The organism is Anaerosporobacter mobilis DSM 15930 (genome assembly GCF_900142955.1).
Classification (GTDB): domain Bacteria; phylum Bacillota; class Clostridia; order Lachnospirales; family Lachnospiraceae; genus Anaerosporobacter; species Anaerosporobacter mobilis.
On sequence record NZ_FRCP01000006.1, the window covers coordinates 411,996 to 438,413 of the forward strand.

At 36.4% G+C, this 26,418-nt stretch carries 16 protein-coding genes and 1 other annotated feature; of the genes, 1 reads left to right on the top strand and 15 read right to left on the bottom strand.

Annotated elements, in window-relative coordinates:
* Positions 1 to 149: 149 nt before the first annotated feature.
* From BUB90_RS04650 to ilvB, 10 genes are all read right to left on the bottom strand, one after another.
* Positions 150 to 1,760 carry a GHKL domain-containing protein gene (locus BUB90_RS04650; protein WP_073283581.1) on the bottom strand — a complete coding sequence of 537 codons (1,611 nt, stop codon included), beginning with the start codon at positions 1,758 to 1,760 and terminating at the stop codon, positions 150 to 152.
* Positions 1,745 to 2,491: a LytR/AlgR family response regulator transcription factor gene (locus tag BUB90_RS04655; protein WP_084139085.1), complete on the bottom strand. Its 747-nt coding sequence runs from the start codon at positions 2,489 to 2,491 to the stop codon at positions 1,745 to 1,747. Before BUB90_RS04655 ends, BUB90_RS04650 begins: the two co-directional genes overlap by 16 nt.
* 214 nt (positions 2,492 to 2,705) lie before the next feature.
* Positions 2,706 to 3,869, bottom strand: coding sequence for a YibE/F family protein (locus tag BUB90_RS04660; protein WP_073283864.1), 1,164 nt, complete (start codon positions 3,867 to 3,869; stop codon positions 2,706 to 2,708).
* A gap of 190 nt (positions 3,870 to 4,059) precedes the next feature.
* Complete coding sequence (locus BUB90_RS04665) at positions 4,060 to 11,277, bottom strand: CehA/McbA family metallohydrolase (protein WP_073283584.1); 7,218 nt, start codon at positions 11,275 to 11,277, stop codon at positions 4,060 to 4,062.
* Between the two features lie 317 nt (positions 11,278 to 11,594).
* On the bottom strand, positions 11,595 to 13,688 hold the full coding sequence (locus tag BUB90_RS04670; RefSeq protein ID WP_073283587.1) for an ABC transporter ATP-binding protein: 2,094 nt from the start codon (positions 13,686 to 13,688) through the stop codon (positions 11,595 to 11,597).
* A gap of 11 nt (positions 13,689 to 13,699) precedes the next feature.
* Positions 13,700 to 15,472 (bottom strand): ABC transporter ATP-binding protein, encoded by a 1,773-nt coding sequence (locus tag BUB90_RS04675; protein ID WP_073283590.1) that lies wholly within the window; start codon positions 15,470 to 15,472, stop codon positions 13,700 to 13,702.
* Positions 15,473 to 15,590: 118 nt separating this feature from the next.
* A complete protein-coding gene (locus BUB90_RS04680; RefSeq protein ID WP_073283595.1) occupies positions 15,591 to 16,085 on the bottom strand; it encodes a GNAT family N-acetyltransferase in 495 nt (164 codons plus the stop codon).
* Positions 16,086 to 16,294: 209 nt separating this feature from the next.
* The gene (locus BUB90_RS04685) at positions 16,295 to 17,746 is read right to left on the bottom strand and encodes a phospholipase D family protein (RefSeq protein WP_073283600.1); all 1,452 of its coding nucleotides are present in this window, start codon (positions 17,744 to 17,746) and stop codon (positions 16,295 to 16,297) included.
* Between the two features lie 219 nt (positions 17,747 to 17,965).
* A complete protein-coding gene (gene ilvN / locus BUB90_RS04690; protein WP_073283603.1) occupies positions 17,966 to 18,445 on the bottom strand; it encodes an acetolactate synthase small subunit in 480 nt (159 codons plus the stop codon).
* Between the two features lie 16 nt (positions 18,446 to 18,461).
* Positions 18,462 to 20,201 carry a biosynthetic-type acetolactate synthase large subunit gene (ilvB, locus tag BUB90_RS04695; RefSeq protein WP_073283606.1) on the bottom strand — a complete coding sequence of 580 codons (1,740 nt, stop codon included), beginning with the start codon at positions 20,199 to 20,201 and terminating at the stop codon, positions 18,462 to 18,464.
* A gap of 67 nt (positions 20,202 to 20,268) precedes the next feature.
* Positions 20,269 to 20,535, bottom strand: a binding site (T-box leader).
* Between the two features lie 257 nt (positions 20,536 to 20,792).
* Between ilvB and BUB90_RS04700 the strand changes: the two genes are divergently transcribed.
* Positions 20,793 to 21,302 carry a flavin reductase gene (locus BUB90_RS04700; RefSeq protein ID WP_073283609.1) on the top strand — a complete coding sequence of 170 codons (510 nt, stop codon included), beginning with the start codon at positions 20,793 to 20,795 and terminating at the stop codon, positions 21,300 to 21,302.
* Between the two features lie 129 nt (positions 21,303 to 21,431).
* On the opposite strand, the gene BUB90_RS04705 is transcribed toward BUB90_RS04700, so the two are convergent.
* From BUB90_RS04705 to BUB90_RS04725, 5 genes are all read right to left on the bottom strand, one after another.
* A complete protein-coding gene (locus tag BUB90_RS04705; protein WP_073283613.1) occupies positions 21,432 to 22,553 on the bottom strand; it encodes a DUF3810 domain-containing protein in 1,122 nt (373 codons plus the stop codon).
* A gap of 382 nt (positions 22,554 to 22,935) precedes the next feature.
* Positions 22,936 to 23,829 carry a sensor histidine kinase gene (locus tag BUB90_RS04710; RefSeq protein ID WP_073283616.1) on the bottom strand — a complete coding sequence of 298 codons (894 nt, stop codon included), beginning with the start codon at positions 23,827 to 23,829 and terminating at the stop codon, positions 22,936 to 22,938.
* A gap of 12 nt (positions 23,830 to 23,841) precedes the next feature.
* Entirely contained in the window at positions 23,842 to 24,678 is an 837-nt protein-coding gene (locus tag BUB90_RS04715) for an ABC transporter permease subunit (RefSeq protein ID WP_073283619.1), read from the bottom strand.
* Positions 24,671 to 25,579, bottom strand: coding sequence for an ABC transporter ATP-binding protein (locus BUB90_RS04720; RefSeq protein ID WP_073283624.1), 909 nt, complete (start codon positions 25,577 to 25,579; stop codon positions 24,671 to 24,673). Before BUB90_RS04720 ends, BUB90_RS04715 begins: the two co-directional genes overlap by 8 nt.
* 123 nt (positions 25,580 to 25,702) lie before the next feature.
* On the bottom strand, positions 25,703 to 26,392 hold the full coding sequence (locus tag BUB90_RS04725) for a response regulator transcription factor (RefSeq protein ID WP_073283628.1): 690 nt from the start codon (positions 26,390 to 26,392) through the stop codon (positions 25,703 to 25,705).
* Positions 26,393 to 26,418: the final 26 nt, after the last annotated feature.

Here is a 26,418-nt window from a genome sequence, read left to right on the forward strand (position 1 = left end):
TCACCTATCGCTAATCACTTATTAGGCATACTATATAACAAAAAGATGGAGCAATGTTGATTCTTGCTCCATCTCATGCATTTTGGCACGTATCGGTTTTTACTTAATCCGTTCAGGCAATATGAGCTACGTTCAAGCCATTAACATGTTCATTGACTCTTAATTCTACGCTTCATATTTATACTTTGAATAAACATCTCTTCTTTAAAGTAAGAATTCCATAGGATATCATCATGTTTTTTAATTATTTTACCAACAATTTCTAGGCCGTTTCCTCGTCCTAAACCTTTACTGGTTGTCCCTACGTGAATTCCACTCTGTAAAACAGATTTTCTTACCGTATTCTTCACACAGATTTGCAATTCACCCTCTTTTTCTTTTATTATGAGTATGACACTTCCCGCCTCTATATGCGCACACTCTTCTCTTGCATTATCAATGAATATTCCTAAGATTCGAATAATATCTGAGGTATTCGTTACATATGGTAAAAAGCTCTGGTCTGAAAAAGTCATAAGTTGAAACTCTTGGTGATAGTTTTGTATTTCTAGATATTTATAATACAAAAAAGCCCTTAAAGACTCATTTGCAATTTCTTGCAGGGATACATATAAATCATTCTTGCGAATTTCATTTCCCGCAAAAGGTGCAATGTTTTCATAATAATACGCCTTCAACTCTTCATCATTGCTTCTTGCTACATATCCTCCCATTGTTAGAAAGACATTCTTCAGGTCATGTTTCATCTCACGTATTTCCTTCATATTTCTAACCATATCTTGCTGATAACTTTCAATACTCTCTTTCTCAAGTTCCTGAAACTGCAGATGTTCTTTCAGGCGGACGGTTTGCATCAATAAGCGAATATAGAATATTTGTATTCCTATGAAGAACACAAAACAAACGGCGGTAACTAAAAACTCTCTATTATTTAAGAAATACATCCTCTCATATTGGAATAAATCTAATAGGAGTAACACCAAACCAAAGAATAGTGGCATCATTAATAAATACCGCCCAATCTCCTTATACTTTTCACTAAAGGTTCTGATATTCTCGATATACATATCCAATAATCTCTTGGTAATTAATAACACACCTGCAAAAACAGCAATAAATACCAGCGTTACAATGCTTAAAAACAGTATTTTCTGCACATTACTAAGTTCCCATCGATTGGAATAGAAATAATACATCTCTCTAACACCATTTTGGAATACAAAGTCAAATAGATAGTAGCTAAGTATAGCCGATAGGAAGGATATCAATGTCTGCAATGCCAGGACTTGTATTCTTCCATATCTTCGCTTTACTAGAATACATAACAAAAACCATGTGCTAAAGAATAAAATGCTTTTGTTAAACACTTTGAATTGCATATAGTATTGGATAACAGACATAACAAAAACAAGCAATGCTAGATCTGAAAGATGGAGCGTGACATATCCGATTACTTGTATGGTAACTACCATAACAACAATCTTTAATATCGATACTGCAAGCGCACTACCACCCCACCTCTGATACACAAAACCTGGATAGTAAAAGAGTAGAACACTGCTCCCAATTAGCACGCATAAACTCAGTTCCAATCTTTCAATCTTTGCTAGATAGTTTTTCTTACCTTCACTTGCCACTGCTTTATTATTTTCGATTCTATAAAATACATAACACCAAACTGCTATAATTACTATTAGTAAGGTTACGAATCCAAAATTATTTATCACAGATTTGGCAACTGAATTCAACGCCTCAGCCATTTTTTCACCTCAGCTCTCATTCGTACTGCACACGGAATACATTCCCCATTGGATAAACGTACTTCCATACCATCAAGCCCTATGATGTGTTTGCGATTGGCAATAATGGAACGATGTATCCTTGCAAACTCTTCACCCATTTCCATTGCTATATGTTCCATTGTATCCCGAACCGTTATGCAAGAACCGTCCACGGTATGATAGGTAACACCATGAGACACTGTTTTTTCCGAATTAATATATAGAATCTGATTCTTTTGAATAAGTAAGGTCTCATCAATTCCTACTACTAGTTCAATGCTTTCTTCTTGCCTTATTACTTCATCCCCAGCGGAGATAGCCATCTGAATATATCGTCGATATCCATCACTTAGTCTATCTAAATCAGTGGTCTTTTCTAAAAATCCAAAGGGTTCAACGCCACTCTTTAACACCTGCATCGCCATCTCATGATGGTTTGTTGTAAATACAATCTTGGCATTGTATTCTTGACTCTTAATCTGCTTAGCAACATCTATACCATTTAGTTTTCCTACTCCCAAGTCTAGGTCTAAAAAAACCAAATATGGTCCATTATTCTTTTTCATATATTGCAAAATCTCTACCCGATCTGTAGCAATGCACCCAATTTGCGCAGTTAGTTTATATTGCTTTATTACCTCATTTATTCTTTCTGTTGCTAATTGCAAAATAAATCGATCATCATCACATAATATAACAGTAATCATCATAGCATATTCTCTCCCTTTCACATACTATTACACCGCTTTACACTTATTTTGTTATAATTATAATGGAAATAACCTCCTACAGCAAACTTATTCACAATATAATTCCTAATCAGCTGATTTTACATTCGAGCTGATTTAGAATTCACTGAAAACACACCGCTCTTCGGATTACAAATTCAAAAGAGCGGTGTGTCTTATTAGCAACTATATCTTCTTACTGCTTACGCTTCTCCATATTCGCACTAATGAGCGCCACAATTGGTACGGTCAATACAATACCGATACTTCCTGCAATCCCTCGAATAATCTCTATTGCAATACTATCTGTGTTAATTAACTGCGTATATGGAATCCCATACGAATAGATCATAAGCAATAGGTTCAAAGAAGAACCTGTGAATGCTAAGATTAATGTATTTGCCATGGTTCCCATAGCATCTTTACCAATGTTCATACCAGATCGAAATAATTGTTTCGTGGTAAGAGAAGTGTTTACCTCATGTAATTCATGAAGGGATGATGCGATACTCATTGCTACGTCCATCACTGCTCCAAGAGATGCAATTAATATCCCCGCAGTTAATAAATTGGTAATCTTAATTCCACTACCACTACCTGCAATCAAAAACAAGGACTCTGCCTCTTCCATCTGGTATCCATTAATATGTCCGAAGATACCCGCCAGATGGGCTAGTAATCCAGCTAATACAACACCTGCTATTGTTCCAATAATTGCGGAACTTGTCTTTACACTAATTCCATCAATTAGTATAAACCCAACAATCGTTGCAAATGCAATTACTCCAATGGTAGTCGTCAATGGTGGAAACCCTTTTAATAATAGTGGTAGCAAAATCTTTACTACTACAAGTAAGGTTAAAATCAAACCAATTAAGGCAGAGAACCCTTTCTTGCCTCCAATAACACATAACAATACCATGAACAGGCCAATGAATCCGTATAATAACAAGGAACGATCATAATTATATACAGAAAAATTCGGACCTTCTTCATAGACAGTTACACGAACCATAATTCTAGTTCCTTCTTTCGCATACACATTAAATTGGGCACTTAAGTAATTATCCATCGTAACTACTTGTCCTTTATATGGGCCATTTGCCATCTTCACCTGCAGAACTTGCGAACCTCTACGTATTCCTTCTGTCGCCGAATCTTTTTGTGTATTATCTGATAATACCTTTTCCACGACACCTTTATCATACCGAATATTCTTTTCCTCACTTCGGATGTCGCTACTATCTATACTTAGAATAAGAACTCCAATAATGAGAATAGCTACTAGAAATGTTATTAGTTTTATCCATGTTGTCTTATTTATTCTATTGTTATTCGTATTCTTTTTTGTATTATTCATATTTTCCTTCTTCCACTTCTCCATAATAACAACCTACGCTCCTTACCACAATTTATAAATTTGACTAATAGGGTTCGAAAGCCAAAAACCCTACAGGAACTTATGGATGCCGAGACAGCCAGCAACACAACAAGGACGTCGTGTTGCTGGCGGTTCGGTACACATAGCGTGTTTCGTGTTATATTGTTATCTACTTAACCGTAATAGTTGTTTTATAACTCTTAGTAACGCCATTTATAGTTACTTTTGCCGTAATTGTTGCTTTACCTGCTTTCACCCCTGTTACTTTCCCTGTCTGAGAAGCTGTTGCAACAGACTTCTTTGATGAAGTATACGCAACCTTTGCCTCCTCTGCTTCAATAGGTAAATTAATACCAAGACTTGCTGTTTGCTTCACCGCTATTGTTTTCTTAGATACTGTTTGAATTTGTTCAAATAGCGTAGCTACTACTTTTGAATTTGCTTTGGAAGGGAGTAATACATAACTTGAGCAATGCCTAATATCTATCGTGACATAACCATCTTTATCTACTGTATAAACAACTTTACTTCCTTCTTCTAATCTTGCTTTATTCTTAAGCTTAGAACCTGTAGACGCTTTCTCATTGTAGTAATATAGGTAGACCTTCTTACCAGCCTCCATACCCTTGCTATCACCTACATATACACGTATAGATGCTGCACTCGGTAGGATTCCACTATGTTTGAAATCAAGTATGATACCTTGTTTTCTAGTAGAAGAAGATATATATTGTTGAAGTGATTCATTCACCTTACTATTATCAACTATCTTACCGAATAGAATTGCGGTATTCATGTCTGTCACTTTCTTGTTTGATTTATTCAGTGTCTCTCCATCAAAGTTCCATGAATACATTACTTTACCCGCTTCATTCGTGATAGTTATGGCAAGATTCTTCTTACTTGTTTTTGCCTTACTAATAACTGATTTTGGAAGATTCAACTCGTTGATTGCAATCGCATTATTATCTGATACACTTGTTGGAATTGCCACAATTACCTCTAATTTGTTTATCCCAGCACGATCTAATTGCTTGTTCATCTCAGTCGAAGCAATATTTACAGTTACTTGTACGGGAACTTCTTTAGAAGCATTCTTTGCTGCCTCTAATATAGCCTTCTCCATCAACTCTGCTTTGATTGTACTAGTACCCTCTGTAGTTATAATCAATGGGCTGTCTATTGTAACTTGCACTTTAATTGCTTTTACTTCTCCTGTTGTAGCATCATAAGTAATGATTGTCTTTGCCTCAACAGGATTGTTATTCACATCTAATTCTGTTGTAACCGCTGTAATTGTCTTCGTATTGTTTTCTTTATCAATTGTCACAGACGTTGAACCATTACCCGTATTGGTATTATTATCTGTAGCCCCTGAAGAGCTGCCACCTTCATTGCTTGATCCGCTCTTAACAAGAATGATTTCTGAACGGTCACGAACACGTAATCTTTCTCCATCCGGATCATAAGAAACTAAACCAACTGCGGAAATAGTATTCCCTACTTTAGCAAAGCTCTCTAAAGCTTTACTTGTGCTATCGGAGTATAGTATATAACCATCGATAAATACTCTAGCCTCTACACCAGAACTATCTTTAACCATAAGTGTTTCAACAACGTCATTCTTAAGGATTACGTCTGTGATAACCCCTTCTACCTTAACAAGCTTACCACCGTTGCTTTCATAATTCATTGCTTCTTTTGTTGTCACCTTAGTAGGCGCAATCTCGTCCTTCTTCTCATCAACTACCTTAGCTGTGATTACTCTTAATTCTTTATCTCCTAGATATTGATCAAGTGCTCCAACCACTTGTACTTTCTGTCCTACTTCAATTAGTCCCTCGTTAATCGGGAAGATGTTAATACCACCTGTTTCATCTTGAATATAGATGGTATCAAAGAATGCATTACCTGATACCGTACCAGCCGTAACAGTTCCTTCTACACAATAGATCTCACCCATCTCACCTTTTCTTGCTTCGAAGATGCTTGTGATATCCATCTGTTTCTTAACTGTGTTCATGATATTAACTATTACATTCTTATTGATATAAGGTAAATCCCACATATTATCTTGTTCAGCCTTCACTTCAAAATCCGACATAAAAACTGTACTCGATACGAATACATTACCACCACCAGTTAAACTTTCTCTTGCTAGTAGAATGGCATTTCCTTTTTGTATTTCTACATAATTATTGTCTAAGCTCTTACTATCAATAGAGTATGTTGTTTCATGGCCTTTTACGATATATTCTGCTTTTCCATCTGCAATGGCGTTCTCATCTAATAATACGGTACAACCACTGTATGCACTGTATTTTTGTCCCTCTACTACTCCCTTTGTATAAGCAGATTCTGTGTTGTAATCGGTAGGATATAGACGATATGCTTGCCCACCATTACTTACATCATCCATGGCCTCATCGCTGTTTATCCGTGTTGTTGCTCCAATATACGATAGCAACTTATTCTGTTGTGTTGATGTCTGACCATCTGAAGTATCCTGATAATCTGCAATACCACATACAATCAATTCCCCTCCACGGTCTGTATATTCTTTCACTAATTCTAGGAATTCGTCTTCATAATGACTAACTGTATATGCTCCTGCATTGGCTGTCCCTGTCTTTTTCGCTGGTGCAGAGATAATTAACAGATCACAGCTCTCTAAGATCTCTTTTGTCATCTTCTCCTTAACAATTGTTACCTTTACATTCTCATCGGAGGCAATCTTAGTGAAGTTCCCCATGTTAGCACCATAATATCCCGTTACATAATCATTGCTATGTGTACCATCAATTACTACATTTGTAACCATACTTGGAGCTACATAAGTTAACTGTAAAACGCCCTTATACACTTTATCCACGCCATTAAGTGTTGCATTCACTGTAACATTAATCGTTACTCCACCTGTACCATTGTGGGTATAATGAAAGCTATACTCCTTCGTACCATAAGCTGGAACACTCGTTAATCCAGCTTTGTTTAAGTCCACTGTATGGATTACTTTGTCGTCAGCCGAAAATTCAATTGCATTCACCTCTAAATCTGTAGCTTCATTGTTGTATAGACCTAGATTTACATCTAAAGCCTCATCTTTGATTGGTAATGCAGCCGTAGTTGAAACAGCTGAAATACCAACTGCCTCTACTTTGCCTATCCAAACAGGTGCAGTAACTGCTGTATTCTTATCTGGTTGCGTTACACGAATATAATAGTAGGAATAATCCGCTGGTAAATCGAATTCTACATCAGCGACATTAGTGGTTACATTTTGTGTCGCTATACTTAAACCACCATTAACGATTACTTCAACTTTACCAATAGAGGCATCTGTTGGATCCTTTAATGATACCTTGATATTCGCACTGTCTGGAGTTTGATCAAGGATAGTACCCATGGCTTCTCCATTCAACGTATATTGAATCTCAAGATCGTTATCTTCAGTTGCATACGTTCTCATGTTTCTAAGTGCATCGTATACATTTTCTCTTGTTAAACTATCCGCTAATACTACCGTTCTACCAGTATTCGCATCCCCCCAGTAACCTTTGTGGTTATCTTGGTTGTTTGTTGGTGCTACATGCCAACCTTTATCAAGAGCACGTGTATAATACTCATAAGATGGAAAGTATCCATCACTTCCAATTGCGCCTTCCCCATTACCAACTTCGATAAGAGATATTAAGCTATCGATATCTTCATCATAATGAGCAAAATCACTGAAATCACCAAATGTTGTTCCCGGATGGTTAAATTGACTGATCGAACCAGTATCTGTCTTTAATGTTGTATAATAATTGCTAAGTGCCGTTGAATAGGTTGTGTAATCTTTTTGTGTACGGCTTTGGAAACCAGCTGTGTTAAAGGTATTCATATGTCCAAGTCCGTTAGACCAAGTCATCTCATAACCATAGAGGCCAACGAAGCTAGAGTCCGTATATTTATCAGCTAAATCGTGTCCCTCTACCCATTCGGTACTCATAGAGCCATCTAGGATAGTCGCTTTATCCGCATTATCAAATGAATTAGAGTGATCTGTTATCGCTAAGAAATCAATTTGTTTTGCAGTATTCTTCGCATATTCAAATGCCTGATCACAAGTACCTGCTCCATCTGAGTATGCTGTATGTGCATGCAGTTGCCCAAAGTATATATTGTAATTCTCATTCTCACGTAAGGTATAATTACATGTTGTGGTCTCACTATCTTTACATCCTTCTAAAACTGCTTTTGTAAGTATTGTGGCTGGCAATACATCAAGTGATATCTTCACATCTGGATTATAATTCAACCATGTTGCTCCGTTATCCATAGAATACTTAATGGTCACATTCTCTGTTGCACATGTTAAGGAGACTTTCGTTCCAATTGTTCTTGCTCCACCGTTTGGACTTGCCTTTACTGGTGCTACTTGCTCGTGCGTATATCCATAAGTGATGGATACGCTATCAAGCAAACCATCTTTCTTTGCATAAGCAGTTACTGTTGCTGGCAATTCTTTAAATGTTGGTTTGTTCGCTGGATCATAAACTTCATAGGAAACGCCATCGAAAGAATAATAAATGGTCGCACCTACTGTTGAAGTTGTTATGCTAATCTCTTCTCCAAGACGAGCTTCTCCCGCATCTGGTGTTATATCCGGATAGTGCACAATATTATTTGCTACGATCGGACTTCCTGTAATGGATATCTCATTCAAATAGTTGGTTCCACTACTTCCAATTGTGGTATTACCAATTGAAACAGTATCCGCAACTTGAATTCTAATATAGAGTTTGGATGCATTATTCGCTCCACTTGGCATCGTTACAGCGAATTTTTCATACGTACTATCTGTAGTAATGGATTTTTTTCCTGCGCTAGAGAAAGCCACACCATCTGTACTATATAATATTTCAAAGTTCTTTGGTCCTGATTTCGATCCTTTCATGGAGTAACTCAATTTGATATTACCAAGTAGTTCACTATCTAGTACAAGTTCATAGTAATCACCTTTCGTACTGCCCTTTGTCCCAAGATAATAGTTTGTACTACCTGTGGAGGTACTGGTTGTTGAGATTACTGGGATTTTCCCTGATGAGTGTGTAAGATAAGCCTCCTTATTCAGGTAGTCATTTGATGTATATTTGTCAGCATAAACGGTGGGAGATGTAATCTCACCTGTACCCGCCCAACTAGCAATTGGTAAGGTAATAGACGTATCTACCGTTGATCCATCCGCATTCATGGCTATATAATCAGTAGATGCACCATTTCTTACTTGATAGGTAGCATTATACTTTGACCAGGCGCAATATAGATTTACCACACTCCCCTCTGCAATTCCATCTGGTAAGAGAGCACCTTTAAATAATGTAGTAGATCCTGTTGCATCCGTAATTGTTGTTGCACCTGTTGCGTTATAAGCTCCTATTGTAACATTCTTAATTAGGATATATTCTGATAGATAACGGTCTCCACCCTTTTGTAACTGCCCTATTGTAAGTTCTTGTGGTTTGAATAAGGTTACCTCCCCTACTTTCTCCACTTTACTTACACCAGAGATTTGACGAACACCACCATTCGTACCAATGGTACCTGTTACTAAAACAATATCACCTGTTTTATAGGTATTTGTAAAGTCATAGATTTGAAGACCCATAATTTGATCGTTAATAACATCTTGTAATATAACACTATTAATACTATTGGCATTATTATATACATTGCCAAATTGGTAAGCTACTTGGCCAATTACAGTAACGCTACCACCAGCTGTATCACTATAGATGTCTGCTATACTCTTAGCACTATACTTCTCGATCATTTCCTTAGATATCGGATCAACTACACCTGTTAAATCATCTTTGTCATTTTCTTGGTCTCCGCCACCTTCTGGGGCATCTGCCGTCTTGACGATATCACTAGCCTGTACAATACGAAGTTGTAAACTATTATAATAACCAACTACCGCATCTAACTTAACGGTTGCGTTCCCTTCGATTCCAGTAATAGCAGGAATTTTGTAGATATTCGTCAAACTATCCCCTTGTTTTAAGGTTGTGTTTCCATTTGTATTAATTGCCCCTATAACTGCATCTTTAATATGAACACGACGTCCTTCATACGTATTCGGATTCGCTAACAGTTCCGCAATTGTTGCGTCCGTAGAATATAACGCATTCCCGCTAGATTGGACAGTATATGTAACGGAGGTTAATTGTTCTAGTCCATTAAAGGTCCCCTTAATGCCTATTGCACTTACCTTGTCACCAATCTTAATATCACTTGGAGCAGTACTAAGATATAGATTGATACCAGCTGTACCGTCTTCAATGTAGACATTCTTTCCATCTATAAAATTAACTACACCCTCTACCCTGACTTTCTCTGTACCATCTGCTTTATTCCTAGCGTCTGCAACTGGGATTGTTGTAGCTTCTTTTGTATAATACTTATAAGCAGAATATGTACTCTTCTTACCATCTACCTCTGCATAAGTTGAGATTGTAAATTCTGTATGGTCATCATCAGCACCGTAATCAGCTAATGTAAATGGTCCTGTATACTGGGAATAATCAACTTGGTCATTTACTTGCATCATAATAGCTGCTCCAGATGCAGCCATGGTTTCCTCTGTTACAGACTCCGAATATAATGTGATTTGTGCTGATGGATCTACAACCGTTTCACTTTCATAAGTAGCAGTTACAGGTTGTACTGCAACTGGCACGTATCCGTCAATTGGAGTTCCTGAAAGAGTGATTGAACCTATATTCGTAACTCCACCTGCGGCGGCGGCTTCATCTGCGGCATAGCTGCCTGTTCCTGCACGAACAGAGATATTGGTTGTGGTTATCATTCTTATGTGCAAACTAGCAATATCACTGATTTCTACTGGTAAGCTGTATGTTTTTTCAACCGTATAGGAATTAGTTGCTCGGAATGCAGAACCATCAATTGTAGTCCATATAGTACCATCAAAACTGTACTGCACTTCAAAATCTCTTACTCCAGTGTTAGATGATCTAGGGTAAAAGGAAATTGTATAATTCTCATATCCACTAGCCGGAAACCGAAAACTCCAATAATCCCCAGATCCCCAGCCAGTTGCATTCATTGTGTTTGCATTCTTGTTTATGTTTACTGAATACTTACCTGGCACGCTGGTATCTATGCTTACACCGCTTTGCCCATCTGTATATGGTAATGACTTAGGGAACTCGATCGTCCCTGTCGTCTCATCTGTAGTTGCTCCGAATTTTAATGAAGCAATATTCAACCTCGCCGCCTCTTCTGCATAACTGCTTGAAGCTGGAACCACAGATAATACTGTAGTCACAACCATAACCAATGCTAATAATAATGCCATTGGCTTCTTTGCTGCATGTTTTAACATTCCTTGTCCTCCTTTTGAAAACATAGCTTATATTCCCTTTAGTACTTCATACATAATAACTGCCTACTATTCCACATGGATAAACGTTGTGTTAATTCACTGTTAAAATCTTACCAAACTCTTCAGAATCTCCACTTGCGTCTAGCCACTATTAGACCTTCTATACTAATTTACTATTTTACTAAGAACAATATGTCCACATTCTTGCTAGAGTGTTAAACTTTTTTTGAATTCCTCTCTTTATTCATCGCATATAAGGTAACAATAGAAAAAGAGACAATACCCATTCCTCAATCGAATGAATATTGTCTCTCTCCTTATTGTAACTGTAATTCGTATAGTTTCTTATAGATTCCGTCTTTTCCTAATAGCTCTTGATGCGTACCACTCTCTCGAATGCGTCCCTTATGCATAACCATAATTTGATCTGCATGCTGAATAGTAGATAAACGATGAGCAACCATAATTGTTGTTCGATTGGTCATTAGCTTCTCCAAAGCTTCTTGAATGAGCTGTTCCGTCTCCGTATCAATATTAGCCGTCGCTTCATCCATAACAAGAATTCTTGGATTGAAGGCTAATGTCCTTGCGAAGGATAGCAATTGTCTTTGACCAGCTGATAAAGTTGCCCCTCTCTCTGTTACCGTTTCATCATATCCATGATGTAATCTCCGAATAAAGGAATCAGCATTCACATACTCTGCAGCTTCCTTAACCGTCTCATCGCTAATCTCTTCACTACGAAGACGTATATTACTCTTAATATCTCCTGTGAATATGAAGACATCTTGCTGTACTTGCCCGATTGCTGCCCTTAGCTGATCCGTATTCAATGCTTTAATATTGACACCATCTATTAAGATTTCACCCTTTTGAATATCATAGTATCTACCTATTAGATTTAAGATAGAGGATTTACCTGCTCCCGTCGCCCCGACAAAGGCTACCTTTTGTCCTGGTTCTATAACAAAACTAACATCTTTAAGAATCCACTCTTCTCCAATGTAAGCAAACCAAACATTCTTAAATTCAATACGACCTTTCATTTCTGGTAAGTCTAATGGTGTTTCAGGATTCACCACCACAATCTCTTCATCTAAGATTGTGAAAATCTTCTCTGCGGACGCCATTGCGGATTGTAAGGTACTAAATTGTTCCGCAATCTCCTGAATCGGTTCGAAGAAGGAACCAATGTATTGGATAAATATATATAACGTACCAATTGATAAAATCCCGCTAAAGTATGAACTACCTCCAACCCAGATAATAATCACTAATGCTAAAACAGATAGCATATAGATTGCTGGTCTAAAGATAGCAAACACCATCATCTCACGGTAATTGGCACGGTATAACTCTTTGCTTTTCCCTTCAAATTCCTTAAACTTTTCTTGTTCTTTTGCGAATATCTGAATTAATTTCATACCAGAAATATGTTCTGATAGATACGTATTAATAGCAGTTAACTTCGTTCTGGCAATACGATAGGTTGCTCTTGATATCTTCTTGAATAAGAAAGTTAAGAATACAATGAATGGTAATAGTACAAAAGCATACATAGACATACGAACATTAATACTTAACATAACGACTGCAAGACCGATAATCTTCACTATATTCTTAAACAGTTTAACTAAAATATTCGTATACATCTCATTCAAAGCTTCCACGTCATTGGTAACCCTTGTCACGATACGTCCCACCGGGGTTACATCAAAGAATCGCAGAGAAAGCCTATGGATATGTTCAAACACTTCCTGTCTAATGTTATAGATAATATTCTGACCAGTTAATTGTAATAACCATGTCTGCAGAATATTACAGACAAAGCTTACGAGCAAGATAAGCAGATACACTACTACAATTTTCTTAATTCCATCAAAATCCCCTTTACGGACCTGTTTTAGTTCGTCTTTACTTAGTAACGTACCTGTATATTCTTTTCCTTCAATGGTTACTTTAATGAATTCATCTTCTTGTGTTTCATGACTCACCTGAACGGATTCTACTAATTCTTTTGAACCTTCCATTAGATTCTTCTGTACCTTTGAATCAACATTATCAAACATATAGTACTTCTCTTCATATAAAAACATTTGGTAATAGTTCTGTTTGTTAGCATCAGGGGAAGCATTCTTCACTCCGTCTTTGCTTAGATGGATTCCTCTATATGAGACTGCACCCTTGCTATCTGCGTCAACTTGAACGTAAGGACGGTTATAACCATCTATATAATCATCAATTGCATCTCCGACAAGGACTGGACGTAATAAATCAAATCCTGTAATTGCTAGAACCAAAGCAAATACAATTATAATTGTATGCCAGTAAGGTATTGCATAGCGAAGTAACCTTCGAAGTACATTTCCTTTCATCGATTTTTCATAATCTTCATCAATCTTCTGTTTCATAAGGTCACCTCCTATTCCTGTGCTACTAACTGTCTTTCTAGTTGTTGTTTTCGATATAAGTCTGCATAGATGCCCTCTCGCTCTAGTAATGTGTCATGGGTACCGTACTCTGCCATCTTACCTTCCTCAAGCACAAGAATTTGGTCTGCATTCTGTATTGTAGATATTCTGTGCGCGATAATAATTGTTGTCTTACCTTGACGATTATCCTTAAGATTCTTAAGAATCCTCTCCTCTGTATCCGTATCTACTGCTGAAAGTGCATCATCTAATATTAGAATTGGTGCTTCTTTCATCAAGGCTCTTGCAATAGAACTTCTCTGTTTTTGTCCACCAGATAGGGTAACACCTCTCTCACCCACAATGGTTTCATACTGGAATGGGAAATCCATTATATTATCATGGATACAGGCTTGCTTTGCTGCTTCCTCGATTTGCTCTTTCTTATCCGATTCACTACCGAATGCAATGTTATTGCCAAGGGTATCAGAGAATAAGAAGTTATCCTGTGGAACATAAGCAATGCTTTCCCTTAATACCTTTAGCGGAATCTCTCTTATATCTATACCATCGATGGTAATCCTATTATGTTCTGTGTTGTACATACGTAGAAGTAGGTTCGCAAGAGTTGTCTTACCACTACCAGTTCGTCCTAGAATAGCCAGTGTACTTCCTTTTTCCACTGTAAGATTAATATCTTCAAGTACTGGTTTGTCTTGCTTGTTATATGCAAAGGATAGACCTTTGAATTGTATTTCTCCTTGAAGGTCACTTTTTCCTTCTTGTTCTTTCATGAATTCTTCTAATGAAACCTTATCAAAGATGTCTGCCTCTTCCTTAAACACACTTTGTATTCTCTTATAAGATGCTCGTCCTTGTGAGAAGAACGTAATACTATCTCCAACTGCAATCATTGGCCAAACTAACATATTGATGTACTGGTTAAATGCAATAAACCGTCCGAGTGAAATCTCACCAGTCATAGTTAGATATCCGCCATAGAATAAGGTAATTAAACTACTAAATCCAACCACTACATCAAGTAATGGCATAACGGTAGCTTGCAACTTTACTACTTTCATGTTCTTGTCTTTGTTATTCTTATTAGATTTAGCGAACGCTTGCATCTCTTTTCTTTCTTGGACGAATGCCTTGATGACGCGGACTCCTGAGATGCTTTCTTGCACTTGGTCCGTCAGATCAGAAAAAGCTTGTTGTTTCTCTCTAAAGCGTTTCTCTGCTTGCTTTCCATACCAGATTCCACCACCTGCTATAATTCCCAGTGGTATAACTGCCATGATTGTTAGTCGCAAGTCAACATGGGTAATCATCTTACCAAGAACAAGAACTGTTAATATGATTGCATCAAATGTAGTGATAACTGCTGGGCCAATGGACATACGAACAGCATTCAAATCATTTGTGAAATATGACATAAGTTCGCCCGTCTTATTCTCATTAAAATAACGCATAGAAAGCGTTTCGAGATGAGCGAACATATCATTTCTTATTTCATATTCAACTCTTCTTGCAGAGCCAAAGATAAAATATCTCCAACAAAACCTTCCAACTGTTAATATAAGTCCTACGAGTAATATCTTAATGATACCTTGTACAACGCCTTCCATCCCCATAGAATGGCTTTGCAATCCATCTGTGATTTCTCCTGTAAACTGTGGTATATATAAGTTTAGTATATCAACAACCAATAGAATTATGGTACCCGCGATATACTTCCACTTGTACTTACCTATATAGTAAAACAGGGTGTTTTTCTGTTTCATAGCCTCTCTCCTTCCCATGATAAATTAAGCCGACAATCTCTGCCGACTTTGTTTTAAAGTATTTACTAAACTTTGATTCAAAGTATTAACTAGATTTAACTTTGTTTTCTGCTGGTTTTTATACTAAATTACTTCGTTTTTCCATCACAATAGTATTGCGCCATCTCCCAAAACGATCTTTTGCAATCTTCTCTCTATAACCCACCTGGCGAAATCCACATCTCTCATGTACACGAATACTTGCTACATTCTCTGCAATGATACTAGAACATAATGTCCAATATCCTTTCTTTTCCGAATCTACAATTAAGGTCTTTAATAAGGTGGTTCCAATCTTGCAGTTTTTAAAGCCTGCATCTACATATAGACTTACTTCCACTACACCTCTATATACTTCTCTCTTTGAAGTTGGTGCTAATGCTGCGAAACCAACAACTTGATCTTCTATTACCGCCACTAGTCTACAATCCTCAAGATGGGACGCATTCCATTCTTCATAAGATGGGCATTCTGTTTGAAATGTTGACAAATTCGTCTCTAGCCCTTGTATGTAAATTTCACTAACACGGTCCCAATCTAGCTCATTCATTCTTCTGATCATACACTTATTCATCGCTATCTTTTATCCTCCTTGATAATCATAAAATCCATCACATTATATCTTAACATAATTTATCTAACTTGAGGATTGGTTATCTTCTATTTTTTTTGTATTAAATTCTCAAATATGTAAACTGACGAATTGAAAAAAGTTTTAACACCCGAATCCTATTACATAAAAAAACAACCTTCGTTCAATGCGTTGAACGAAGGTTGTTTGACTTATAATAGATATCTTATAATTTGGAACAACACAGAAGTCACTCGGAATGCAATCTTCTTCCACCAAGGTAATTCAGGAAGAGCAACATCCTCTCCAGCTACATATTCCCCTTTACTATCTACCTCATAGGATTGCTCTTTCATAGAATTCATTACATTCTCTAACTCTTCATTGAACTCTTCCCCATGTACTACAAGCATTGTCTCTGTATCTAGGTACACACTTCTCATGTCAAAATTGTAAGAACCTATAATCGAGATATCATCATCAATTAACACGGATTTATCATGCATGGAATGTTCTCCTGCAAACTCATAAATCGTAGCTCCTGTGTCTAATACATCTTGCTTGTTAAAAAGATAATCCGATGAGGCCATATAATTATCCCCTACTTCAACGGAGTTAATCAATATATCAAATTGCTTTAGTTTACCCTTTAACTTACTCAGATCGTTTTCCATTGTTTTATTAAGCACCACATATGGTGTCTGAATAATTACACGCTCTTTTGCATTCTGCATCAATTCATTAATCTGATACCAGATGTATGGCTCTTTGGACATTATATGAATGGGATTCGTAATCAATGTAATCTTATTCGTTGGAACGGTATAAGCCATATAATCAAATTCCTCTGACATAATATCCGAACGTTCTGCTAATAAGTTCTGATATGTCTCTTCTAACATATTCTTTGCAGAAGCTATCTTACTTCTACGAGAGAGTGGGACTTTGTCAAAAACAATTTCGCTATCCTTATAATTCCATAAAGTATAGAAGTATTCTTCTACTTCATGAATCACGCTTTCCCCAGAACGATCTGTTCCAGCTGCCGTATTATACACGAAGATGTCACGGTCATAACTTAATACTTTCGTGTTATAAGTTCCTAAGAAATAATTGGATGTATTACGCCCTCCAAGAATTAACATACGATCATCAATAATTACGTATTTATCATGAAGTCGGCCGTTGAATGACCATGGTTCCAAGAGACTAAACAAATTGTAATACTTAATGGTAATGTTATCATGTGCAGCCAACACATAATACATTGGATCCCTCTTCATATCAATTCCTGCTGATAATCCGTCGGCTATAATCTCTACTTTAACTCCCCGATCCGCAGCTGCCAATACCGTAGCAAATACCTCCCTACTACTTCTATCTGTCTTAAATGAAAAGGAAGACATAATTATCTTCTCTTTCGCATCATTCAACATACGTAGTCGAATATCTAATGCTTCATTACTATCCTCAACAACTGCTGCTCGGTCAACAGAAACACCATCCCCAAAGAACCGATTCACATCTAGTTTTTCCTTAACAGAATCACTTACTTCCTTATGGGAAACAAAAGGTAACGTAGCACCTAAAATCATGTAGATTACATAAAGTATTAGCAAGAAAATAATTGTTTTAATTATTTTCTTCTTATTCCTGGCTAACATCTCACACTTCCTTTTTTGTTACATTTAAATCTATAGCTCTAGAACTTCGTCATATCGCTAACTTACCTAGTGAAATCAAATACGCACTTCGTTCTCTATACGTTAGACTCGAGAAATTACTTCGTATTTTCCCTCGTTAACTTATGACTCCTAACGGAGCTACGGACTCTCGCTATGCTCAAGTCCTAGAATCAGCTGTGCTGATTCTCATAAGTTATATCATAACACTTCGATGGCTACATTTCCACCCCTTACTACTTGCACTTTCGGGAATTTCTTCATTAACTCGACAATGTCGTTATTTCTTTCTTCTGTATTGGTGGATTCAATAATTAATCCTTGCGTATTATAATCTACGATTTTGGCTTCAAATACATTGGCAATCTGAAGAATTTCACTACGATCTGTCTTGTTACATTCTTTAACTTTGATATAGAGAAGTTCCTTCTTAACGATTGACATGTCTGTTAAATCCATTACCTTAATTACGTCTACCATTCGATTCAATTGCTTCTTGATTTGTTCAAAAACCTCATCATTACAATTAGCTCCAATTGTAATTCTAGATATCGTTGAATCCTCTGTGGTCCCTACCGTAAGGCTCTCCATATTATAACCTTTTCCAGAGAATAAGCCTGCGATTTTAGCTAATACACCTACATTATTCTCTACATATAATGCAATCCATCTCTTCTTCATACCTATCCCTCCTTTTCTATACCTCAAGTATTATGTCTTTAAATGCACTACCCGAACGAACCATTGGTAATACGATAAAGTCACTGTCTATCATGCATTCAATAATTGTTGGTCTTTTCGTTTCTTTCATAGCCTCGTTAAGAGCAGCTTCTAGCTCTTCTCTATTCAATGCCCTCTTACCAACTGCATCATAACTCTCTGCTAGTTTAACAAAGTCTGGAGAATATGGTGGGCAGGCTTTTTCTCCATCTCTACAAGAATAATTACAGCTCTTACGATAACGCAGGCAAGTAACTGGATAACGTTTGTCGTAGAACAATTGTTGCATCTGACGAACCATACCAAGATAACTGTTATTCACAATAAGGATGATAATCGGTAGTTCCTGTGCAACCGCTGTTGCCATCTCTTGAATATTCATCTGCATACCGCCATCTCCAGTTATACAGATTATAGCTTTATCAGGATTACCAAGCTGCGCCCCAATTGCCGCTGGTAAACCAAATCCCATGGTTCCAAGTCCACCTGAAGTAACTAACTTCTTCGTAGCATCTATGTGGATATTTTGTGTGGTCCACATTTGATGCTGCCCAACATCTGTTACAATAACCGCTTCCTTTTCTTTAATTACTCCATTCACACTTGTTAAGATCTGCTGAGGAGTTAATCCTTCAAATTCTTGCTGCTCTGCTCCGATTGGATACTTTACATTCCATGCCTTGATTTCTTCTACCCAAGAAGAATAATCATGTAATCCACTAAAGTCACATTCTAGTAAACTTTCAATTGCATTCCTTGCATCTCCAACAATGGGGATATCTACATGTATGTTTCTTGAGATAGATGCCGTATCGATGTCAATATGTATAATCTTAGCCTTTGGTGCAAACTCACTGATTTTACCTGTGATTCTATCATTAAAACGAGTACCTATTGAGAATAATACATCACATTCTTCAATTGCCTTGTTACCGGCATAGCATCCATGCATACCTATATTCCCAATGAATAGTTCATGATCAGTTGGAATAGATCCACGCCCCATAATGCTTGTTACTACTGGAATCTTTGTAGTCTCTGCCAACTTAGTAAATACGTCACTTGCATGAGCAATATTAACACCACCACCTACTAAGAATAATGGTCTCCTTGCTTTTTCGAGCATAGCAACGGCACGTTTGATTTGTCCTGCATGTACTGCAGTATTAGGATTATAACTACGAATGTTAACACTACTTGGATATTTTTCGTCTCCCAACTTCTTCATAATATCCGCAGGTAAATCTACAAGTACAGGGCCCGGTTTCCCAGTCTTAGCAATAAAGAAAGCTTCTTTAATAATTCTGCCGAGGTCCTTACGATCCGTTACCATAACACTATGTTTAGTGATACTTCTTGTAATACCTACAATATCAACTTCTTGGAATGCGTCATTACCGATTACTCCTGTTGGTACCTGCCCTGTAAAACATACAAGTGGTACACTATCATAATTAGCAGTAGCGATACCCGTAACTAAGTTAGTCGCACCAGGACCGCTGGTAACAAGACATACACCTACTTTACCTGTAGAACGTGCATAACCATCTGCCTCATGTATTAGTGCTTGCTCATGTCTTGGAAGGATTAGCTCAATATCATCTTCCCCATATAATTGGTCAAGTAAATCCATAATGAATCCACCTGGATAAGCGAATAGTGTATCAACACCTTCTTCTTTTAATGCTTTAACAAACAACTCGGTTCCTTTAATCATATCTCTACCTCCTATTTTAATTTGTTTTTACTTTTAATAATAAAAAAGCCCTAAGTAAGATTATCTTACTTAGGGCGAATATACTCCGTGTTACCACCTAATTTCAAAGCTTGCGCTTTGCACTCTACCAGTACGGGTTGCATATGTATATACAGCTGATACTGTTTTCCTTATAACGGTGGAATATTCCGTTGAAGCTTACTTAAAACTCACTACGTTTCTTTCAGTTCACAGCTCAAAGGCTACTTCCATACTTCCTTCATGAAGATTCACACCAACCATCTTCTCTCTTTGCTTTAGGTGAGTATGTACTCCTCCTCGTCATTGCTTTATTGATTTATTTAGTTTTTCGTAGTAACGTGTCAAAACGTTATATTGTTATGATTATAATCGAGTGTGTATAATTTTGTCAAGTAAAAAATGTATTTTTCTATATATTATTCTGTATAATACATAACTATGCCGGATACCTTACATAGTTATGTAAAAATAAAAAATATGATATACTAAATATGATGTTTCACATAGAATGTAAAGTGATACGATTTGTAAATTGACTAATAATAAGATTTATATCGAAAGGAGTATTATATGTCAGAATTTAAAGCAATTAAACCGACTGAACTAGACGAGAATGTCTGTAAATTAATCGGAAAAGACTGGATGCTTGTAACCGCAAAGAAAGATAACCAAATCAATACCATGACCGCTTCCTGGGGTGGACTCGGTGTTATGTGGGGTAGAGATGTAGCCTTCACTGTTATTCGACCTCAACGCTTCACCAAAAAATTCATAGATGGCTCGACTCATTTTTCTCTATCTTTCTACGATAATAAATATAGAGATACCTTGTCATACTTAGGTAAAGTATCTGGGCGTGATGAAGACAAAATCATCAAATCAGGTCTTACTGTAGCAGAAGAACTTGATACTCCATACTTTGAAGAAGCAAAACTTGTACTTATCTGCAAAAAGATGTTTGTTCAACCTTTAAATGAAAACAGTTTTCTTGATACCTCATTAATTGAAAAATGGTATCCTAATAGGGATTACCACGAATTATATATAGCTGAAATCGAAAAAGTCCTTATTAAAAAATAATGTTGTTACATAACGAACCGAATTGATTGTTATTATATAACCAATTCGATTCGTTATGTTAAATATGTTTGAGCAATTCTATATAAAGCATCCTCTAAACCTTCGCAGATGATATCTAATCATTACCATCTAATTCGTTGTCTCACTCGCTTTACGTGCTCGATACTCAGCAAGCATCAAATCTACCACCTCTCCATAACTTTGTTCTCCGCTTTCTTGATTATTCGCCTTTAGATATGTGTCATTTAGTTTTGATGAAACAGCGCTAATTACCTCGTTATGATACGTCTTCCAATACTCAGAGTTCGCAATACGGTCTGCTAACACTTCCTCACTATACATATCTCTAATTTTCTTATAGAGTTCTAGATCATGATCGTATAATTGCCTTGTTGCATAGGATAATGCATCCATAACTCCGCTATACCTAAACTCAATATTGTCAGAATCTGTACATGCTAAGTAGGCGATATAATTTGCCTCATTTTCTCTCATATATCCTTTTTGATGTGCTAGTTCATGACACATGGTTGCTGGTATCCCATAGTCTGCCACATCAACATTCACATTCGATTCCATTGTAATTGCAACGAACAATCCCGTTGTTTCTGTATATGACATTGCTCTAGAAGCTAATACGGGTTTAGGATTACTATAATAACCAGATAAAGAGTCATACTTATTCCCAAACTCGCTCATGATTCTCTTTGCTTCCTTGGCAGTCTCATAATCTGATGTAGATAACCTGAATACTCCGTCTTCATCAACACTTGTAATCTGCGCTCTCAAATCATTGGCTTGAATTGCAAGCTCCTCACACAAACCATATAGCTCTTCTATAGAATACGTTTCAACGGTTAAACCATAAATCTTACTGAATGGATAACGGTAATAATTCACTCCACAAAACACCATGAAAAGAAAGTAAGCCGTACTAGCAACACACAGTGCATTCACTACATAACGTGCAATCGTCTGCTTGCGATTCTCCTTATCACGTACTAGCCGCCTCACCATACGAAAGACAATATATAGAATTAAAAACGGGCCGCAATACAGTCCAATTTCAGCTATGGATATCGGTATTAACCCCGTTATAAAACTCATACTCTGTGCAAAGAATCGGTAGATTCCCCTTGCAAACCAAAACTCTGCTATATATTCGTTATGCCTAACTATTATTAAAACGATTAATCCTAATGGAAACAAGCTAAGCAACCAGATTCTCTTTTTCTTTAACATCTCTTTCATACCTACACTCCTCTCTATTAGGTGTTTTCCAACCCCCATTTTATCCTATTTCTATTCTAACTCACAGCATTAACAATAACAAGAAAAAAGGGTACCAATTCTTCTTCTAGAATCGATACCCTTTTTACTGTCTCCTATTACTTTCCTGTTCATCCATATTATCTGTCTTCACTGTTCTCTGAACCCACTGTACAATACGTTTTTTTGCTACATTGTTTAATGTAAGCACCTGCCAATCCGAATAAAGTCACTAAAACAAATAATTTCTTTAACATTCACTTAACCTCCTAATTAATCTTGTCTACTATAGTTATAACACACATATATTAAGTTTATTCTATCGTAATGATTAAGATATTCTTAAGAACTCCATAAGACTTAACTAGGCACTTTTCATTCGGATACTAATTGCAAATATGTCGTCATTAAGCTCCGCCTCAATTGTTCCGCCCATCCTTATTGCAAATTCTTTTGCAATGGCTAGTCCTAAGCCCGTAGACTTCTTCGTTTTTGATAAATCCGTTGTATAAAAACGTTCAAATATATACTCCACATCTTTTTGTTCAATTGTACTTGTTCGATTGCTAATTCTAAGATAAATCCCATTGTCTTCCTTCTGTAGCAAAATCCCTATCCAATTCTCCCCATATTTAATAGCGTTGCTTATTATGTTTTCTATTATACGAATCCAAGCCAAAGAATCACCAAATACCCAAACTGGTCCCTCTTCAATTTGAATATCTGGTTCAATCTTACTTTGCACTAATTCATCATAAAACATAGAAATGGTATCGCATACGATTCCATTTAAATCAATTCGCTCATAATCAAGTTCATACACGTTAGATTCTAATCGCGTATACTCAAATAATTGATTTAGCATAACAGTTACAGAATTAATTCGATTTTGTATAATTTGAATATATTCTTTTTGTTTCTCTTCGTCAAGCCCACCTTTATACAACATCTGTATATACCCTGATGCAGAGGTTAATGGTGTACGCAAATCATGTGAGACGCTTGTTATGGTTTGCTTAAATAAATTCTCTTGGTTGAGGGTCACATATTTGCATCTTTTAATATCCTTCAAAAGCTTGTTAAGGGATACTATCAAAGAATTCCATTCTTTCTGATGAATGGTAATTGATAATTCCATATTTGTCTCATTCTCCCGAATAAATTCCACTTGTTTCCTTATGGACGATAATTGTCTTCGGTATAGGTACAATCGAAACGACAATATTACAATAATTAGGATTAAGATACCAACTACCATTCGTAATTCCTCCTATTTTACATCTGCTCGTTTGAATACTAAACATGCTACAATTGTTGATATTATAACATAGCCAACAAACAATATTCCTAGATGTACCATATTTACTATACTAGCATTGCTTTGTATTACTTTATTAAATCCTTCCGTAAGTTGGATTTTAGAGAACGGAATCTTCCAAGTACTTTCGATCACTCCAAGGATATTTGGTAGCATCATAATAATTATCATATTAAGAACCACTGATATTTCAACATTCCGAATTGCTATTACTATTAACGTAAATAAACTTGAGAATGCAACAAATATAGCCAGCCCTCCTAAAATGCAGCGAGCCTTTGCTAATAACTCACTATTATTATAGTTATTTACGTTTCCCGATAAAACTGAACCGACTAAAAAAGCCACTAACGCTGCACAAGTTACCATTATTATTGTAGCAATCGCACTTACAATAACTTTCGTTATTACAATATGCTCCCTTTTATACCCTTTGGCAACCATACTCTTTATAGTACGTTCTTTGAATTCGCCACCGACCAATATCGCTATCATGATGCCAATAATCATTACAATAACGCCTATTTCTTCAATAACCCCTCCAACAAATTGCGTACCACTTTGTAGAAATTGTTCTGATAAGTCAGTCTCATCGTCTACTGTTAAACTAACTCCTTCACCCGCTTGATTTCCCGCTTGTAACATCTCTTTCTTCTCTTGTGGCATATGATCTAAACTATAAAAAGCTGCTGCTACAATACCTACATAGCACAATAATACGAATGTACAAACATATAACACTCTTGTATGAAATAACTTATAAAAATCCGCACGTAATAAATTAATCATTGTTCTTCCCCTCCATCAACTCTACAAAATAACCCTCAAGATCTTGGCCAACAACCCGAATACTCTCCACTGCTATGTCGCCAAGTACAAGTTGCTTATTCACATCACTTACTTTGTTGATATGACTAAATAATCGTATTCTATCATCTGGAAGAACATCATATTCTACTGTGCCGAATTTATCTTCAATTATTGCTATCGCTTTCTTTGTATCATCAACTTTAATCTTGATACATCGCTTACAGCGTTCCATTAGTTCATTCTTATTAAACTCATCAACTAAAACTCCGTTATTAATAATCCCATATGCAGTGGCAATCTTTGATAATTCACCTAAGATATGGCTTGAAATTAAAATTGTGATGCCTTTTTTATTCAATTCAAGAAGTAACTCTCGCATCTCCTTGATACCAAATGGGTCTAATCCATTCGTTGGTTCATCTAGCATTAAAAAATCAGGATTTCCAAGTAAGGCAATGGCAATAGCAAGTCTTTGCTTCATACCTAATGAAAAGTTCTTACTTTTCTTCTTATTGGTGTTCTCAAGTCCTACTAATTTGAGAAGATTGTCTATCACATCTTTTTCTGGAATTCCATAAAGCCTTACATAATACTCAAGATTTTGTCTTGCAGTCATATGCGGATATAATGCAGGGTTTTCAATTGTAGTTCCAATTCTTCTACGCTGTTCACTCAACTCTTTACTTCCAAACAGTTTAATATCTCCCTGCGTTGGTAATGCCAAACCTGCCACCATACGGATTAATGTTGTCTTACCTGCTCCATTCTTACCAACGAATCCATAAATATCACCGCGTTTGATATTCATATTGACATGATCGACAACACATTTTCCAGCATATGACTTTGTTAGATTATTTGTTTGTAATACATACTCCATTGTCATCCTCCTACACTTTCTTTCTATCTTTAATTCAAAACATTTCTTTTGATGATTTTATTATATGGTAGCTTTATTTAGTAAGCATTTTTCAAATATAAAGAAAGTATTAAGAGTATGATATTACTCCTCCAGCTGCATCTTAAATCCAATTCCCCATACGGTTTGAATATATTTGCCTTTTGGATTTCCTTTTGCTAACTTAGAGCGGATATTACAAATATGTACGTTGATAGCATTGTCTTCTCCTAAGAAATCTTCTTCCCAAACTGACTCAAAGATATTATTCTTCGTAAATACTTTCTTAGGATTACTCATTAAGAGATGAAGTAAGTTATACTCAAACTTTGTTAGCAAAATCAACATGTTATTAACTGTACAAGTGAATTCCGTATCATTCAACTCAATATCCTTAAATCGCAATATAGAATTCTCACTGGTTTGAGCAATATGACCTTTACGGCGTAAAACCACCTCAATCCTTACAAGTAATTCATCCGTATCGAATGGTTTTGTTATATAATCATCAGCACCAACTTTTAATAAAGATAATCTTGTATCTTTATCGTCTTTTGCTGACACTGCGATTACTGGTATGTCACTCTTTTTTCTAATTGCTTGTAACACTTCTTCTCCACTCAGCCCAGGAAGCATTAGATCAAGAAGTACTAAGTCGTACTTCTCTTTTTCAATCCAAAACAACGCTTCTGTTCCAGAGTATGCATTATCAACTTCATAACAATGATGCGTTAACAGCTCCCTCATCATTCCACCTATATCACTATCATCTTCTACTATTAATATTTTGTTCATACGCGCCTCTTCATCCTTCATACTCC